This is a genomic window from Paenibacillus tianjinensis, from assembly GCF_017086365.1.
GTDB classification, from domain to species: domain Bacteria; phylum Bacillota; class Bacilli; order Paenibacillales; family Paenibacillaceae; genus Paenibacillus_AQ; species Paenibacillus_AQ tianjinensis.
In genome coordinates this window covers 64,938-80,268 of the sequence record NZ_CP070969.1, presented here as the reverse complement: position 1 = coordinate 80,268, position 15,331 = coordinate 64,938, and the positions used below count along the sequence as shown (strand labels likewise).

Here is a 15,331-nt window from a genome sequence, read left to right as displayed (position 1 = left end):
TTTAAAATAGTATGTTCATTCCACCATTCCACCATTGAACCAAGGAAACTGCCTGTGCAGCTTCCCTGGTTATTGTGGTTTTGGGATCAGGACTTTATTCAGTCTTTGTTACGCATATGCGGGAACAACAGAACATCACGGATAGAAGCCGCGTTGGTAAGCAGCATGATCAGACGGTCAACACCGATTCCGAGTCCGCCTGTAGGAGGCATACCGTATTCCAGCGCACGGATGAAGTCATCGTCCATCTCATGGGCCTCATCGTTACCCTGTTCTTTTTCGTGAATCTGAGCTTCGAACCGCTGACGCTGGTCAATCGGGTCATTCAGCTCACTGAATGCATTTGCGTGCTCACGGGCAACAATAAATAGCTCAAAACGGTCAGTAAACCGCGGATCCAACTCATTCTTTTTGGCCAGTGGCGAGATTTCAACCGGATGACCCATTACAAATGTAGGCTGAATCAGTGTTTCCTCAACAAATTGTTCGAAGAATGCATTGAGGATATGGCCGAAGGTCATGTGCTTCTCAACCGGCACACGGTGCTCCTTCGCCAGACGCTGGGCTTCCTCATCAGTCATATGAACGCCAAAGTCAACACCAGTTACTTCTTTAACGGCATCAACCATGGTTACACGGCGCCATCCCGGGGAGAGGTCGACTTCTTGTCCCTGATAGTTAATCTTCTGGCTGCCAAGAACCTCCTGTGCGATGTGGGCGATCATGTTCTCCGTCAGCTGCATAATGTCTTTGTAGTCAGCATAAGCTTCGTACAGCTCGATCATAGTGAATTCCGGATTGTGTCTTGTTGAAATCCCTTCATTACGATAGACGCGGCCGATTTCGTAGACTTTCTCCAGACCGCCGACAATCAGGCGCTTCAGGTGGAGCTCGATAGCAATACGCATGTACAGCTGCATATCCAGTGTATTGTGGTGGGTAATGAACGGACGCGCAGCAGCCCCGCCGGCAATTGCATGCAGAGTCGGAGTTTCAACTTCAAGATAGCCCAGCGAGTCCAGATAACGGCGCATCGACTGGATAATCCGTGAACGGGCAATAAACGTCTGCTGTACCTCTGGGTTGATAATCAAATCTACATAGCGCTGACGGTAGCGCAGCTCTACATCCTTCAGGCCGTGATATTTCTCAGGCAAAGGAAGCAAAGACTTGGACAATACCTCGAGGTTGCTCGCTTTAATCGACGTTTCACCTGTTTTGGTCTTGAACAACGTTCCGCGGACACCGATGATGTCGCCCAAATCAAGAACATTAAATGCTGCATATTGCTCTTCAGGAATGCTGTCCTGGCGCACATAAATCTGGATTTTACCGCTTAGGTCCTGGATGTGGGCGAAGCTGGCTTTTCCCATTACCCGTTTACCCATGATGCGGCCGGCAATGCTTACATCCAGAGCAAGCTCATCCAGTTCTTCTTTGGTTTGTCCGTCATACTTAGCCAGAAGGTCTCCGGCTCCTGCAGTACGCTCATACTTCTTGCCGAACGGGTCGATCCCCAGTGCACGCAGCTCGTCCAATTTCGCACGGCGGATCTGCAGCAGCTCGCTAAGCTCTTTTTCCGTGCTCTCCACGGTATTCAATTCCTCGGTCATGTTCGTTCATCCTCTCTAAAACCATCATGTCATATACATAAGAAGAAACGGCTCCCCGCGGGCATTGAGCGAGGGCAGTCCGTTTCAGTACAAAATATAAGCTATATATGTTCACCCATATTTTTCGCTTGTTATACTTTGAAAAAAGCTTCCCTAAGGAAGCTTTCGGGGTACAACTGTAAGTTACTTCATTCTAATATCGAGAATTTTATATTGAATGACGCCTGCAGGAACACTAACATCGACGATTGTGCCGACTTTTTTGCCGATAATGGCTCTACCTACCGGGCTTTCGTTAGAGATTTTATTATTTAACGGATCGGATTCAGCTGTGCCGACGATGGTATACTCCATCACGTCGCCATATTCCAAATCTTCAACGCTAACCGTAACCCCGATGCTTACCACATCAGTAACAATCTCGTCGCTGTTGATGATTCGGGCGTTGCGGAGCATTTTTTCCAGAGTAATAATACGGCCTTCGATAAAAGCCTGTTCGTTCTTCGCGTCTTCATACTCCGAGTTCTCGCTGATATCCCCGTAGCCGATTGCTACTTTAATCCGCTCGGCCACTTCGCGGCGTTTCACGGATTTGAGGGTCTCCAGTTCTTCTTCCAGACGCTTAAGTCCGTCCGGCGTAAGGATGACTTCTTTATCGCTCATCTCAACCGATTCTCCTGTCGTATACATTTATTGAAAACACCATACTATATGCGAATCCGGAGGGATAAGAACCCTCCCTGCTGCATTAACGCTTGCTGTAACGGCGATTTTATACTGTGAAATTATATTGGAACCGCTACTAAATGTCAATGACGCCCCATATAAAGTTCAGTGTTATCCGATAATGTAAGCAGAAGCATGGAAATCCCCGCTGCCGGAGCGGAAATTATACTGCCGAAAGAGAAGGGCTCAGGTCCTCCTTTTCCTCTTCACCTCTAAGCTGTACGACAAAATCATTCAAAATCCGCACCATTCCGTCGCGTCTTGTTTCTTCCATAATGACATCCTTCACACGGGCGGCAGCTTTCAGACCCTTCAAATACCAGGCCATATGCTTGCGCATTTCACGAACGGCCACCGCTTCCCCCTTAAGGGCCACCAACCGGTCCATGTGAAGAATCGCTACTTTGATTTTCTCTTCGACTTCAGGCTCAGGCATCAGTTCGCCAGTATTCAAATACTGCACCGTACGGTACAGCATCCACGGATTGCCCAGTGCGCCGCGGCCGATCATGACTCCGTCACAGCCGGTCTGATCAAGCATTGCCCGCGCATCCTCAGGTGTATTCACGTCCCCGTTACCGATAACAGGAATCGAAACAGCCTCTTTGGCCATTTTGATATACTTCCAGTCTGCATGTCCGGTGTACAGCTGCTCACGTGTACGGCCGTGCACACTGACCGCCTGACCTCCTGCCCGTTCTACAGCACGCGCATTCTCTTCTACAAAGATGTGCTCACTGTCCCAGCCGATGCGCATTTTTACGGTGACAGGCTTATCCACGGCTTCCACGACAGCCGACACCATCTCGTAAATTTTGTCAGGATTCAACAGCCAGCGGGCGCCGGCATCACATTTGGTCACTTTAGGGACAGGACAGCCCATATTAATGTCGATAATATCAGCATTGGTCTCTTTATCCACCACTCTTGCCGCTCCAACCAGCGATTCACGGTCGCCTCCAAAAATCTGCAGGCTCAGCGGTTTCTCCCGCTCATCCACAAACAGCATTTCGCGTGTACGCTTATTGCCGTGCAGGATTGCCTTGTCACTGACCATTTCTGCGCAGACCAGACCTGTGCCAAACTCTTTAGCGATCAGACGAAAAGCGGGATTGCATACGCCAGCCATAGGCGCCAAAACCACCTGGTTCTTCATTTCAATACCGCCAATTTTCAGCACGTTCTTTCACTTCCTTTACTCTTTGGTTTATATAAAAGCTCCGTCTCACGGGGAGGGATTAGCCAGCTCTTCGGCTGAAATACCGAGAACGTCCGCAATTTTATTTAAAATTTTATCTTCCAAACGGCGATTGCCCCTCTCCACTGCGCCGAGCACAGCGAGGGAAATTCCGACAGAATCCGCCAGCTCCTGCTGGGTATACCCCTTTAGCTTCCGGAATGCTCTGACCCGCCGTCCCATTCGTTTGATGTCCACAAGCGCATTCCTTCCTTTCCGTCCAAATCTTGAAGCGCTACAGCAATCATTCCGTAAAGTCCGAACGATGCATCATTCTGCGGAACAATATCACTTAGCGGAATTAGCACAAACGCCCGCTCCATCATCCGGGGATGCGGAAGCGTTAACTCGGGGGTGTCCAGACTCCGGCCTTCTACCCAGAGCAAATCCAAATCGACGGTTCTCGGTCCGTACCGGATATCCCGGACGCGGCCGAGCTGTGTCTCAATCGCCAGCATGACATGAAGCAAATCCTCCGGCGCAAGCGTAGTACGCAGGGCGGCAGCCATATTCAAAAACTGCGGCTGATCCAAATAGCCGACCGGCTCGGTCTCGTATATTCTGGAGCAGCGTACGACTTCAATTCCCTCATGCTGGTTCAGCCTGTTCAAAGCTTCCTTCAAGGTTCCCTCACGGTCACCCAAATTAGCCCCTAAAGCAATATAAGCCTCTGATGCCTCAGAGGTGGAATGTATGTTCATGGACCTAGTCTCACTTTCTCGTTCTGCGCAGTTCTACGGTCACTCCCTGAAAATGAATGTCGAACGGCGGATGCGGCTTGGTCACTTTGACCGTTACTGCATTGATAACAGTATAAGTGTCCAGTAACACGGATGCAATATGTTCCGCCAAAGCTTCGATCAGCTTAAAGGACTTTGTTTCGACAATATTTTTAACAGTTTCATGCACTTCGGCATAGTTCACGGTCTGCGTCAGATCATCATTCAGTCCTGCAGTCTGCAAATCAAGCTCCAGCTCCAGATCCACATAGAAGCGCTGGCCAAGCTTGCGTTCCTCTTCAAACACCCCGTGATATCCGTAATATTCCATGCGGTGCAGCGTCATTTTATCCATTACAGTACCTGCTTTCTTATTATAAAAATAGTCAGCCGCAGCAGGCCTAACCTACTTCCGCACTTGCGGGGAGGCGGCATACAGCATAGCGTCGCACATTTGAACGGTTCGTTTAATTAAGGATACATCATGCACCCGCACGATCTGACAGCCTTGGGCAATGCCGAACGCCACAGTCGCAGCGGTTCCCTCCACTACATCATCTGCCGGGAGGCCGAGTGCAGTCCGGATGAATTTTTTGCGGGAAGTGGCCAGCAGCACCGGATATCCCAGCTCAGTTAAGCTGTCCAGCGCCATCATCGCCTGCAGATTCTCGGTATAATCCTTGGCAAACCCGATACCCGGGTCAAGAATGATGTTCTCAGGCTTTACACCTGCAGCCAGTGCCAAATCAATACTCTCTTTTAGATCCGCAGACATATCTGCCGCCAGATCCTTATAATTACGGTCATGACGGTTATGCATCAGAATAAAGGGGCACCCGGCTTCTGCAGCTACAGCGCCCATATCACGGTCAGCTTTGCCGCCCCAGATATCATTAATAATGTGCGCCCCCGCCTGAACAGCCTGCCGGGCTACCTCGGCCTTGTACGTATCTATCGAAAGAACCAGATGGGGCGCTGCGCGGTGAATGCTCTTAATTACAGGAAGCACCCGCTCCAGCTCCTCCTCCATACTCACCGGCTGATGGCCGGGACGCGTGGATTCACCGCCTATATCAATAATATCGGCACCTTCAGCCGCCATCTGGAGTGCATGCTCTACCGCTCTATCCGGCTCATTCCACAAGCCCCCATCGGAAAAAGAGTCAGGGGTTACATTCAAGATGCCCATAATCAAGGTACGGTCGCCTAATACCAGTTCACTGTCCTTAAACCGGTAGTTCCGTCTATAAATAACAGGTTTCATTTCAACCCTTCAGTCCTTTCCCTGTACAACCTGATCAATTCAGCCGTGTTCTTGCCGCTTCGCCCGCCGCTAACCATCAATGACTCCGTACCGTGCCAAAGTGTCGTCACCGGAACAATCTCCTGCACCGAGTTCGTTAGAAATATTTCCTCGGCGGCGAGCAGCTGCTCCCAGCGGTAAAATCCCTCTTCTGTACGCAATCCTGCCCCAGGGGCCAGTTCCAGCACCATTTCCCGGGTAATGCCGGGCAGGATACCTGCAGCTATATCGGGAGTATGGAGTATCCCGTCTTTGATGTAAAAGAGATTGCTGACGATGCCCTCCGCAATAAACCCTTTATCCGTCAGCATCAGCCCTTCCGCACCGCCCGCGGCTGAGGCATATCCGGCAAGCTCACGTTTGGCCAGAATGTTATTCATATAATGCAGCGACTTCAGCCTAACCGGCCCTTCCGGGGTATTGCGCGGTATGTGAAGCAATTGCAGCGGCTTGCCTTCCGTGTAAAGGGACGCAGGCACCTTGGGCAGCTCTTTGACATAGAGCAATTGATTAGGCTGCGTATACGCTCCGGCCGGAAGCCCCAAAATATCCTCGCCTGCGGTAACTGTATAACGGATATAAGCCTCCTGCAGCCTATTCGCTGCCATTACTTGTCCGATCCATTTACGCAATGAGTCTTCATCTGCCTCAAACGGAATTCCCAGCTGTTTGCAGCCGTCCGCCAGCCTATCCAGATGGCGCCGCAGCAGAAAAGGGACGCCTCCATAAGTACGGAAGGTTTCAAACAGGCCCATGCCGTACAAAAAGCCGTGATCCAGAGCGGAAACCACGGCGTCTTTGGCCTCGACTATTCTTTGATTGAGTCCGATATAATTCATGCCGGTTCTCCGGCTCTCCGTTTCAGGAAGTTGCGGAGCATGGTGTGCCCATGATCGGTGATGATAGATTCCGGATGAAACTGGACACCTTCGATCGGATACTCTTTATGACGCAGTGCCATAATCTCACCTTCCGCCGTCTCTGCCGTAATCTCCAGGCAATCCGGCAGGCTCTCGCGTTCCACGATTAACGAATGGTATCTTGTAGCGGTAAAGGGCGATTCCAGTCCCTCAAAAACTGATGTGCCGTTATGGTAAATCGGCGATGTTTTGCCGTGCATTAAACGTTCGGCACGGATGACGTTTCCGCCAAAGGCCTGCCCGATGGCCTGATGCCCCAGACATACGCCGAAGATTGGAATAACGCCCTTGAAATGCTGCAGCAGCTCCAGACTGATACCCGCTTCATTCGGGGTGCAGGGTCCCGGTGAGATCAGAATATGATCCGGAGCCATCTTCTCAATCTCCTGAACCGTAATTTCGTCGTTGCGGTGCACCTTCACTTCTTCCCCCAGTTCGCCTAGATACTGCACCAGGTTGTACGTAAAGGAATCATAATTATCGATGACCAAGATCATAGTGTTGCTCCCCCTTTGGCGCCGCCGGTGATCCGTGATTCCTGCTGAAGCTCACTGCAGAGAACCGCCTTCACTACCGCTTTGGCTTTGTTATGGCATTCCCGGTATTCGCGGTACGGATCAGAATCGATCACGATACCTGCGCCTGTCTGAATATATCCTACTCCGTCCTTGACTGCCAGCGTCCGTATAATAATATTTAATTCCATATTGCCGTTATAGTCAATCCAGCCCATTGATCCGGTGTATGGGCCGCGGCGAACCGGTTCCAGCTCTTCGATGATTTCCATTGTGCGCACCTTAGGCGCGCCGGTGATGGTGCCGCCGGGAAACAAGGCGGCCATGACATCATAAGCATCGCGGCCGGGGGCGATGCGCCCTTCCACCTGCGAGACGAGATGCATGACATGCGAGTATCGCTCCACGGTCAGCAGCTCCGGCACGCTGACCGATCCATACGCAGCGACACGGCCGATGTCGTTGCGCTCGAGATCGACAAGCATAATATGCTCGGCGATCTCCTTCTCGCTCCCGCGCAGCTCCGCCTCCATGGCGGCATCCTCCGCGGGAGTGAACCCCCGGCGCCGGGTACCGGCAATGGGACGGGCGCTGACCTTGTCCCCGTGCAGCTTGACGAGCAGCTCCGGCGAAGCGCTGGAGAGCGTAAAGCCGGGCGAGCGGAGCAGCCCCATGTACGGGGACGGGTTGAGCCCCCGCAGCCATTCATAAACATCCTCCGGCGGGGCTTTCAGCTGCGCCTCCTGGCGCAGCGAGAGGTTGACCTGGAATACGTCGCCCTGGCGGATGTATTCCTGAACATCGAGCACGGCCTGCTGGAAGTGCTCTGGTGAAAAGGCCGAACTCATGCCAGGCCACTCTCCGGACAGGTTAATGCTCTCCTCAATCACAGTGACAATCCTGTCCATCTCCGCTGCCTGGTTCTGTGCTTCCGGTTCTGCAGCAGAACCGATCAGACGCCACTGTTCAAGCATCTTCTCCGCCCGCTGTACAGACTCGGAATAGAGAAGTCTGAGTTCAGGCAGATCAAATTTATTGCCGGCAGTCACCGGGACATGGACAGTACAATAAAGCATGTCCTCCTGGTGGTCGTAAATCCATAGCTCTTCAAAACGCATAAACAAATAATCAGGAAATCCGGGATCATCCTCGGCCAGTGAAGGCAGCCTCTCCAGGGAGCGGACTACGTCATAGCTAAGATAGCCCACACAGCCGCCATGAAATGGCGGTAATCCTGAAATCTCTGTGCGCGGGGAAGTGAATCCCTTCATCCATCCCTGCAGCACATCCAGCGGTTTGCCGTGCAAATCATCCCTTGCAGCAGTTTCCTGTGTGAAATCGGTTGCTGCCGCTTGTTCACCTTTGCCTTCTATTACGGAGACAGGGCTTAGCCCCAGGTAGGTATAGCGGCCGCCCTTCCCGCTCTCCAGTACCACTGAATATGGGGAGGCTTGCTCCCAGGCCTTCATCCAAGAAGCCGGCAAGCCGGAATTATTCTGTGGTGATTGTATAATCAAGGGAAGAAGGCTCCAGTTCTCATCTGCCCATTGCTCCCAGTCCTGCCACGCCGTTAAGATTTCCAAAGCTATCCTCCTTAAAGTTTTGTAAAGCTGATGCTTCTTTGACGTTTCTGCGCAACAAAACTCGCTTCGTAAGCATTCGCTTAAGTTTTGTGAAGCTACAGCTTCTTTGACGTTCTACGCAATAAAACTAGCTTCGTAAGCATTTACTTAGTTTGTGAAGCTTACATGGTTATCATCGTTTATTGCCTGTCAGTATACTGTACTTCAGGACGCTTTGAAAACCCCGAAGATTGGAATTATGTGAAATAATCCTTTTTCCGCATTCAAAACGCATCAACAGCTCTAAATATCGCCACATCATCTTTTCTAACAGCATGCACAAAAAAGAGCCTTCACTATCCCTGAATGAGCGGAGAGGAAGACTCTTATAAGAAACATCAAAAATTATACTTCGAAGTTATACAGCGGAGTGCTGAGGTAGCGTTCGCCGTTACTTGGAATGATGACAACGACTTTTTTGCCTGCACCCAGCTCTTTGGCTACTTTAAGCGCTGCAAATACAGCGGCACCGGAAGAAATACCGGACAACACGCCTTCTTCTTTGGCAACACGGCGAGCAGTTTCGAAGGCTTCATCGTTCTCCACATGAATGATCTCATCGTAGATGTTCTGGTTCAGGATGTCCGGAATGAAGTTAGCGCCAATCCCTTGAATTTTGTGAGGGCCTGGTTTGCCGCCGGCCAGGATAGGTGAAGCAGCTGGCTCTACCGCATAAATCTTCACATCTGGATATTGCTTCTTCAGTACTTCGCCAGCGCCGGAGATAGTTCCGCCAGTACCTACGCCTGCAACGAACGCATCCAATGGTCCACCGATCGATTCAATCGCTTCTACGATTTCAGGACCGGTAGTTTCCAGGTGAATCTTCAGGTTAGCTTTGTTCTTAAACTGCTCAGCAAGGAAATAATCCGGATTCTCGGCCAAAATCTGCTCAGCTTTCTTAACCGCACCGTTCATACCTTCCGATCCCGGAGTCAGTACGAGTTCGGCACCGTAAGCACGAAGCAGGTTACGGCGCTCAAGGCTCATCGTTTCAGGCATAACAATAACTGCCTTGTAGCCTTTGGCAGCTGCAACAAGGGCTAAGCCGATACCAGTGTTACCGCTGGTAGCTTCTACAATCGTTCCGCCCGGTTTCAGGAGACCATCCTTCTCAGCTTCTTCTACAATGCTGAGGGCAATACGGTCTTTAACGCTGGAACCCGGGTTTTGGTATTCCAGCTTCAAGTAAATATCTGCGGAACCTTCGGGAGTGATCCGATTCAAACGAACAAGCGGTGTGCCACCGATCAAATCTGTTACGCTGTTGACGACTTTAGCCATGAGCAAAAACCTCCTTGGAATGTTTATTAATCTATGAGTGCATAACTTGTGACATAAGTCTTCAGCATGTAATTCCGGGTGTTTGATGTATTGTGTCTTATCTCTCAAGGGGACGATTGAGTCTGCACCAGGATATTCAATACCGCAGCGTCAAGTTATACGCTGTAAGGCGGCCATTTTGTGTAATCCATAGTCAGTTATTCCCGACTAAAACGGTAGGTTTTACATTTAACCTCATATTATCAATCTTGCAGGCCGTTGTCAATATATATCGCTGTGTCATATTTAGTGCGCAGATCGCTTTCTACCTGCTGTAACGGGGCAGCCTGCTCCAGTGCCAGCTCCCGGCGAACCTGCTCCCGGATTTCCGCTTCATCCGGTTTAGGGGGATCAATTATTTTCTCGAGCCGGATTACGGCATAAGCTTCACCGGTCTGCAGCGGCCCGGCGATATCGCCCGCCTCAAGTCCTGCGGCGGTTTGCAGCAAATCCCCGGGCCAGAAAGGATCATCCTCCTCCACCATTCCGATGCTGCCTCCGTGCTCCCTGCTCTCGTTATCGATGGAGACCTCCCTGGCTACAGCAGCAAAATCCTCTCCCTGCTCCAGACGGTTCATCACCTGGTCTGCCTCATCGTAGGTCTCCACCTTGATCATCGAGAGCTGCATTTGCTTCTTGGGTGTGAAGCGTGCGGAATTCTCCGCTAAATAATCATCGATTGCCGATTCACTGATTATAACGTCCTTTGTGGCTACCGCCTGAAGCGTGAGCCGGTAAGCCGCCTCCTCACGCACCTCCTGACGGGAAAGTCCCAGCTCAGACCGCATTTGCGTGTAATACTGCTCCTCTGAGCCATAACCGGCCATACTGCGCTGAAGCTCCTGCTCGATGTCTGTGTCTGTCACGGTAATGCCAAGTGCCTTGGCTTCCTTATCGACTACAATGTGATTGAGTTTTCCCAGAAGCACCTCATCACCGTGCTTTTTTTTGAGTTCATCTATCCATTCCCGGTCCGTTACCGGCTGTCCGCCTGCGGTGGCGATATCAGCGGATTCACCCTCCGCAGCCTCACCCTTCAGAATGTACATGGCCCGCAAACTCCAAAAGAGCAGCCCTCCAAGGACTAAAGTGCCGACAGCAAGTATAACAACGGCATTGCGCAGCACGCGCTCCTGTCTAGTCATCATCGCATGCCCTACGATTTCGCTTGATCCAGGATAACCTGAAGTTCATCCTTATTAAATAAATAGGCCTCGTTGCAGAAATGACATACAACCTCCGCCTGATCGTCTTCTTCGATTAAACGCTCCAGCTCGTGCTGGCCCAGACTGATAAGTGTTTGTTCTACCCGCTCCCGCGAGCATTGGCAGACAAAATTAATATCCAGTTCATCCAGTACTATGGCATCCGGTAAAAGATAACGCAGCATTTCCTCAGGCTCAAGTCCCTGATCCAGCAGGGTAGTAACAGATGGCATAGCGCCTACAGCCTGTTCAATCTCAGTAATTTCAGCATCGGTAAGACCGGGAAGCAGCTGGATAATAAATCCTCCGGCGACACTCACAGAGTTGTCCGGTTCAACCAATACACCCAGTCCGACCGCCGCAGGTGTCTGCTCGGAAACGGCAAAGTAGTAGGTGAAATCATCGCCAAGCTCACCTGAAATAATAGGTACGCTTCCGCGATAAGGCTCCTTCATCCCCAAATCCTTGCTCACATCAATAAATCCTTCGGTGCCTACAGCACCGGCCACATCTAGTTTGCCAAGACTGTTGCTGGGCAGATGCACATGCGGATTGCTTACGTAGCCGCGCACTTCCCCAAGAGCATTCGATTCAGCCGTAATCTGTCCAATCGGGCCGTTTCCTTTGACCATAATCGCCAGCTTCTCTTCACCTTTGAGCATAGCGCCCATCATGGCTGCTGCGGTTACTGTACGGCCCAGTGCGGCTGTAGCCGTCGGGTACGTATCATGTCTGCGCCGCAATTCATCAACGAGTGCTGTCGTGCGGACAGCAAATGCCCGGACTCTTCCGTCCAGTGCAGTCCCCCGGATCAGCCGGTCTTTTTTTGTTTCCATTGGGTGCTTATCCCTCCACTCTCTTAGCCTCGTTCAGGCTTCTTTATCTTTATTGGTTACGGTCATAAATAATACGCAGGCCTTCCAGTGTCAGCATAGGGTTAACTTCATCTATACAGTCCGTCTCCCCGGCAATAAGCGTAGCAAGCCCGCCTGTTGCTATGACCTTCAGTACCGGCGCATTCATTTCCTGCTTGATTCTCCGTACGATTCCCTCAACCTGGCCGGCATAACCAAAAATAATCCCGGCCTGCATAGCATGCACCGTATTGCGCCCAATGACCTTCTTGGGTTTCTCCAGCTCGATTCTCGGCAGTTTGGATGCCCGCTGATACAGGGCCTCTGTGGAAATACCAAGCCCCGGTACAATAGCCCCGCCAAGATAATTGGCACCGGCATCAATACAGTCGAAGGTAGTTGCAGTCCCGAAGTCCACGACCACTAGCGGGCATTTGTATTGTTCGATAGCTGCAACAGCATTCACAATCCGGTCAGCCCCTACTTCACGGGGGTTTTCATAACGAAGATTAAGACCGGTCTTGATTCCGGGACCAACCAGCAGCGGATCTTTGCCGATATATTTTACACACATCTCAACGATTACTTGGACAAGTGGAGGGACAACTGAGGAGATAATTACGCCCTCCACATCTTTAAACGATATGTTCGACATATGGAACAAATTATGAATCAGCACGCCATATTCATCGGCCGTAGATTGACGCGCAGTGCTGAGCCGGAAATGGTGCAGCAGCTCACGCTTCCGGTAAACACCGAGCACAATATTGGTATTGCCGATATCGACCGCCAGTATCATGAGAGAGGCGCCTCCTTCTTGGCATTCAGATCCAGACTGATGTCCAGACTAGTGAAGGAATAGGTCAGCCGTCCAACAGAAATCACATCCACGCCTGATTCAGCAATGCTGCGAACAGTCTCCAGGGAAACATTCCCTGAAGCTTCGGTTTTGACATGCGGTGATTTGGTTTTAATTCTTCTTACGGCTTCTTTCATCAGCTCAGGCGCCATATTGTCCAGCATGATAATATCTGCTCCTGCAGCTAAAGCTTCCTCAACCTGCTCAAGGCTCTCGGTCTCCACTTCAATGGTCATGGTATGCGGAATATTCGCCCGGGCCCGGCCTACAGCCTGACGAATGCCTCCAGCCCCCTTGATATGATTATCCTTGATCATCACAGCATCGTACAAGCCGAACCGGTGGTTCGCCCCGCCGCCAACGCGGACAGCGTACTTCTCCAGCATCCGGTGTCCCGGTGTAGTCTTGCGGGTATCAACAAGTCGTGTAGGCAGACCATTCAGCGCTTCTACAAAAGCGGCTGTCCGTGAAGCAACACCGGACAATCGCTGCATCAGGTTAAGCGCAAGCCGCTCCCCGGTTAGAATTGCGTGTGTGCTTCCTTCCACCTCCGCAATTACCGTTCCCTTTGACACGGTCTGGCCTTCTTGCACCAATGCCGTAAATACAAGCGACGGATCCACAACTTCAAAAACCAGCTCTGCCACAGGCAAGCCGCAGATCACACCGGCTTCCTTCGCATGGATAATTCCCTTGGATTCGTGTCCTGCCGGAATCGTCGTCCGTGTTGTAATATCACCCGAACCGACATCCTCCTGCAGCCAGCCCTTGATTAATTGCACTAATTCTTCGTTGTATCCATTAAACATCATCACTTAATTCCTCCACTATTCCGAGATCGCGAATCTGGAGCAAATGTTTCTGCCACTTCGCATCATCCCTTAGCGGATAATCCTCACGGTAATGTGCTCCACGACTCTCCTGCCGCGCCAAAGCCGATTCTGTAATCAGCAGACAGCAGGTAAGCATGTTGGCAAACTCATATTCCTCACGTTTGGTCAAAGCAGATCCAAAAATCGGCAGCTGCCGTTTTAGTTCTTCCAGCCCTTTTTCCAGCATTTCCTCATTCCGCCGGAGTCCGGCATAACGCACCATTACCTTTTGCAGCTTAAGCCGCCGTTCTACAATAGCCTGGGTCGGTGATTCCACCCGCCCTTCATCACACTTTGCGGATACGATATCCCGTCCAAGCGGCGGAAGCTGGCGGATGCGTTCAATAATCCGCCGTCCAAATACAATGGCCTCGGATAAGGAGTTGCTGGCCAGGCGGTTTGCTCCCTGTACTCCGGTCGAAGAAACCTCGCCGCAGGCAAACAGCCGGGCGATATTGCTTTCTCCGTTCAGATCAGTCTTGATGCCCCCCATCATATAATGCGCAGCAGGAGCCACAGGAATCCAATCACTTGTAATATCGAGCCCGTAACTCATACATGTCTCATAAATTGTCGGGAACCGGTGTTTAACCATATCTGCAGGCTCATGTGTAATGTCGAGGTATACGAAAGTTGACTTGGTTAGCTCCATTTCACTGATAATCGCCCGGGCTACGATGTCACGGGGTGCCAATTCCAGCAGCTCATGATAACGCTCCATGAACCGTTCGCCATTAATATTCCGTAGGACAGCTCCCTCACCGCGTACAGCCTCGGAGATTAGAAACCGTGGTGCTCCGGGATAACTCAGTGCTGTCGGATGGAACTGGATAAACTCCATATCCCGCACATGGGCTCCAGCCCGGTAGGCTATTGCTACCCCATCCCCGGTCGCAACCTCGGGATTCGTAGTATAGCGGTACAGTTGCCCCGCTCCCCCTGAGCAGAGAATCGTGGCATCGGCTTGCAGGAACAGTCTTCCGCCGCCTGGACGCTGCACCAGCGCACCTACGCATTCTCCCCGGTCAGTAATAAGATCTATAACAAAATGGTCATCCCAGATTTCAATATTCTCATGCTGCTGGACTTGTTCCGCAAGTGCACGGACAATTTCATAGCCGGTAGCATCCCCATTCGCATGAAGGATACGGCGGTGGCTGTGTGCTGCTTCCTGAGTTAAAGCCAGTACACCGTTTTCCTTATCGAATATGGTGCCGAGCCGGATCAGTTCACGCACCCCCTCAGGACCTTCATGCACCAATACATCCACTGCTGCGGAAGAGTTAAGCCCCGCTCCTGCCATTAGGGTGTCCTGGCGGTGGTAGACTGGTGAATCATCTTCTGAGAATACTGCAGCAATTCCGCCCTGTGCATACCGGGTGTTGCTCTCCATCAGCGATTTCTTGGTAATCATAATAACCTTCCGGTCTTCACTGGCTTTAATTGCTGTGAACAATCCGGCAATCCCCGAGCCGATTACAAGGCAGTCTGTCTTTACTGTAGGAAGCTCGCGAAGATCGAAATCTACTAAATATTGTGGAATCATGACCGCTTTTCACCTGT

General features: G+C 51.2%; 16 protein-coding genes. All 16 read right to left on the bottom strand.

Annotated elements, in window-relative coordinates:
* Positions 1 to 98: 98 nt before the first annotated feature.
* Positions 99 to 1,613, bottom strand: coding sequence for a lysine--tRNA ligase (gene lysS, locus JRJ22_RS00385; protein ID WP_206102669.1), 1,515 nt, complete (start codon positions 1,611 to 1,613; stop codon positions 99 to 101).
* 183 nt (positions 1,614 to 1,796) lie between these two features.
* On the bottom strand, positions 1,797 to 2,276 hold the full coding sequence (greA, locus tag JRJ22_RS00380; RefSeq protein WP_020425624.1) for a transcription elongation factor GreA: 480 nt from the start codon (positions 2,274 to 2,276) through the stop codon (positions 1,797 to 1,799).
* A gap of 226 nt (positions 2,277 to 2,502) precedes the next feature.
* Positions 2,503 to 3,519: a tRNA dihydrouridine synthase DusB gene (gene dusB / locus JRJ22_RS00375; protein WP_206102668.1), complete on the bottom strand. Its 1,017-nt coding sequence runs from the start codon at positions 3,517 to 3,519 to the stop codon at positions 2,503 to 2,505.
* Positions 3,520 to 3,564: 45 nt separating this feature from the next.
* Positions 3,565 to 3,759, bottom strand: coding sequence for a helix-turn-helix domain-containing protein (locus JRJ22_RS00370; RefSeq protein ID WP_408637860.1), 195 nt, complete (start codon positions 3,757 to 3,759; stop codon positions 3,565 to 3,567).
* Complete coding sequence (gene folK / locus JRJ22_RS00365) at positions 3,726 to 4,277, bottom strand: 2-amino-4-hydroxy-6-hydroxymethyldihydropteridine diphosphokinase (protein WP_206102666.1); 552 nt, start codon at positions 4,275 to 4,277, stop codon at positions 3,726 to 3,728. The genes JRJ22_RS00370 and folK overlap by 34 nt, the downstream gene beginning before the upstream one ends.
* Before the next feature lie 10 nt (positions 4,278 to 4,287).
* On the bottom strand, positions 4,288 to 4,650 hold the full coding sequence (gene folB / locus JRJ22_RS00360; protein WP_206102665.1) for a dihydroneopterin aldolase: 363 nt from the start codon (positions 4,648 to 4,650) through the stop codon (positions 4,288 to 4,290).
* Positions 4,651 to 4,701: 51 nt separating this feature from the next.
* Positions 4,702 to 5,559, bottom strand: a complete 858-nt coding sequence (gene folP / locus JRJ22_RS00355) for a dihydropteroate synthase (RefSeq protein ID WP_206102664.1) — start codon at positions 5,557 to 5,559, stop codon at positions 4,702 to 4,704.
* Complete coding sequence (locus tag JRJ22_RS00350) at positions 5,556 to 6,437, bottom strand: aminotransferase class IV (RefSeq protein ID WP_206102663.1); 882 nt, start codon at positions 6,435 to 6,437, stop codon at positions 5,556 to 5,558. Before JRJ22_RS00350 ends, folP begins: the two co-directional genes overlap by 4 nt.
* The gene (gene pabA, locus JRJ22_RS00345; protein ID WP_206102662.1) at positions 6,434 to 7,015 is read right to left on the bottom strand and encodes an aminodeoxychorismate/anthranilate synthase component II; all 582 of its coding nucleotides are present in this window, start codon (positions 7,013 to 7,015) and stop codon (positions 6,434 to 6,436) included. The genes JRJ22_RS00350 and pabA overlap by 4 nt, the downstream gene beginning before the upstream one ends.
* Complete coding sequence (locus JRJ22_RS00340) at positions 7,012 to 8,616, bottom strand: anthranilate synthase component I family protein (protein ID WP_206102661.1); 1,605 nt, start codon at positions 8,614 to 8,616, stop codon at positions 7,012 to 7,014. The genes pabA and JRJ22_RS00340 overlap by 4 nt, the downstream gene beginning before the upstream one ends.
* A 384-nt stretch (positions 8,617 to 9,000) precedes the next feature.
* The gene (gene cysK / locus JRJ22_RS00335) at positions 9,001 to 9,939 is read right to left on the bottom strand and encodes a cysteine synthase A (protein WP_206102660.1); all 939 of its coding nucleotides are present in this window, start codon (positions 9,937 to 9,939) and stop codon (positions 9,001 to 9,003) included.
* Positions 9,940 to 10,181: 242 nt separating this feature from the next.
* A complete protein-coding gene (locus JRJ22_RS00330) occupies positions 10,182 to 11,126 on the bottom strand; it encodes a peptidylprolyl isomerase (protein ID WP_206102659.1) in 945 nt (314 codons plus the stop codon).
* A gap of 8 nt (positions 11,127 to 11,134) precedes the next feature.
* The gene (hslO, locus tag JRJ22_RS00325; protein WP_206102658.1) at positions 11,135 to 12,019 is read right to left on the bottom strand and encodes an Hsp33 family molecular chaperone HslO; all 885 of its coding nucleotides are present in this window, start codon (positions 12,017 to 12,019) and stop codon (positions 11,135 to 11,137) included.
* A 49-nt stretch (positions 12,020 to 12,068) separates the two neighbouring features.
* Positions 12,069 to 12,836 (bottom strand): type III pantothenate kinase, encoded by a 768-nt coding sequence (locus JRJ22_RS00320; RefSeq protein WP_206102657.1) that lies wholly within the window; start codon positions 12,834 to 12,836, stop codon positions 12,069 to 12,071.
* Positions 12,833 to 13,708, bottom strand: a complete 876-nt coding sequence (nadC, locus tag JRJ22_RS00315; RefSeq protein WP_206102656.1) for a carboxylating nicotinate-nucleotide diphosphorylase — start codon at positions 13,706 to 13,708, stop codon at positions 12,833 to 12,835. Before nadC ends, JRJ22_RS00320 begins: the two co-directional genes overlap by 4 nt.
* Positions 13,698 to 15,314: an L-aspartate oxidase gene (gene nadB, locus JRJ22_RS00310; RefSeq protein WP_206102655.1), complete on the bottom strand. Its 1,617-nt coding sequence runs from the start codon at positions 15,312 to 15,314 to the stop codon at positions 13,698 to 13,700. Before nadB ends, nadC begins: the two co-directional genes overlap by 11 nt.
* Between the last annotated feature and the right edge of the window lie 17 nt (positions 15,315 to 15,331).

Excerpts from the sequence above, each read along its gene's own strand:
- JRJ22_RS00370 (WP_408637860.1), bottom strand. The coding sequence starts at position 3,759 with ATGGGACGGCGGGTCAGAGCATTCCGGAAGCTAAAGGGGTATACCCAG.
- cysK (WP_206102660.1), bottom strand. The coding sequence starts at position 9,939 with ATGGCTAAAGTCGTCAACAGCGTAACAGATTTGATCGGTGGCACACCG.
- JRJ22_RS00330 (WP_206102659.1), bottom strand. The coding sequence starts at position 11,126 with ATGATGACTAGACAGGAGCGCGTGCTGCGCAATGCCGTTGTTATACTT.
- JRJ22_RS00320 (WP_206102657.1), bottom strand. The coding sequence starts at position 12,836 with ATGATACTGGCGGTCGATATCGGCAATACCAATATTGTGCTCGGTGTT.
- nadC (WP_206102656.1), bottom strand. The coding sequence starts at position 13,708 with ATGATGTTTAATGGATACAACGAAGAATTAGTGCAATTAATCAAGGGC.
- folK (WP_206102666.1), bottom strand. The coding sequence starts at position 4,277 with ATGAACATACATTCCACCTCTGAGGCATCAGAGGCTTATATTGCTTTA.
- JRJ22_RS00350 (WP_206102663.1), bottom strand. The coding sequence starts at position 6,437 with ATGAATTATATCGGACTCAATCAAAGAATAGTCGAGGCCAAAGACGCC.
- nadB (WP_206102655.1), bottom strand. The coding sequence starts at position 15,314 with ATGATTCCACAATATTTAGTAGATTTCGATCTTCGCGAGCTTCCTACA.
- pabA (WP_206102662.1), bottom strand. The coding sequence starts at position 7,015 with ATGATCTTGGTCATCGATAATTATGATTCCTTTACGTACAACCTGGTG.
- folP (WP_206102664.1), bottom strand. The coding sequence starts at position 5,559 with ATGAAACCTGTTATTTATAGACGGAACTACCGGTTTAAGGACAGTGAA.
- folB (WP_206102665.1), bottom strand. The coding sequence starts at position 4,650 with ATGGATAAAATGACGCTGCACCGCATGGAATATTACGGATATCACGGG.
- greA (WP_020425624.1), bottom strand. The coding sequence starts at position 2,276 with ATGAGCGATAAAGAAGTCATCCTTACGCCGGACGGACTTAAGCGTCTG.
- hslO (WP_206102658.1), bottom strand. The coding sequence starts at position 12,019 with ATGGAAACAAAAAAAGACCGGCTGATCCGGGGGACTGCACTGGACGGA.
- lysS (WP_206102669.1), bottom strand. The coding sequence starts at position 1,613 with ATGACCGAGGAATTGAATACCGTGGAGAGCACGGAAAAAGAGCTTAGC.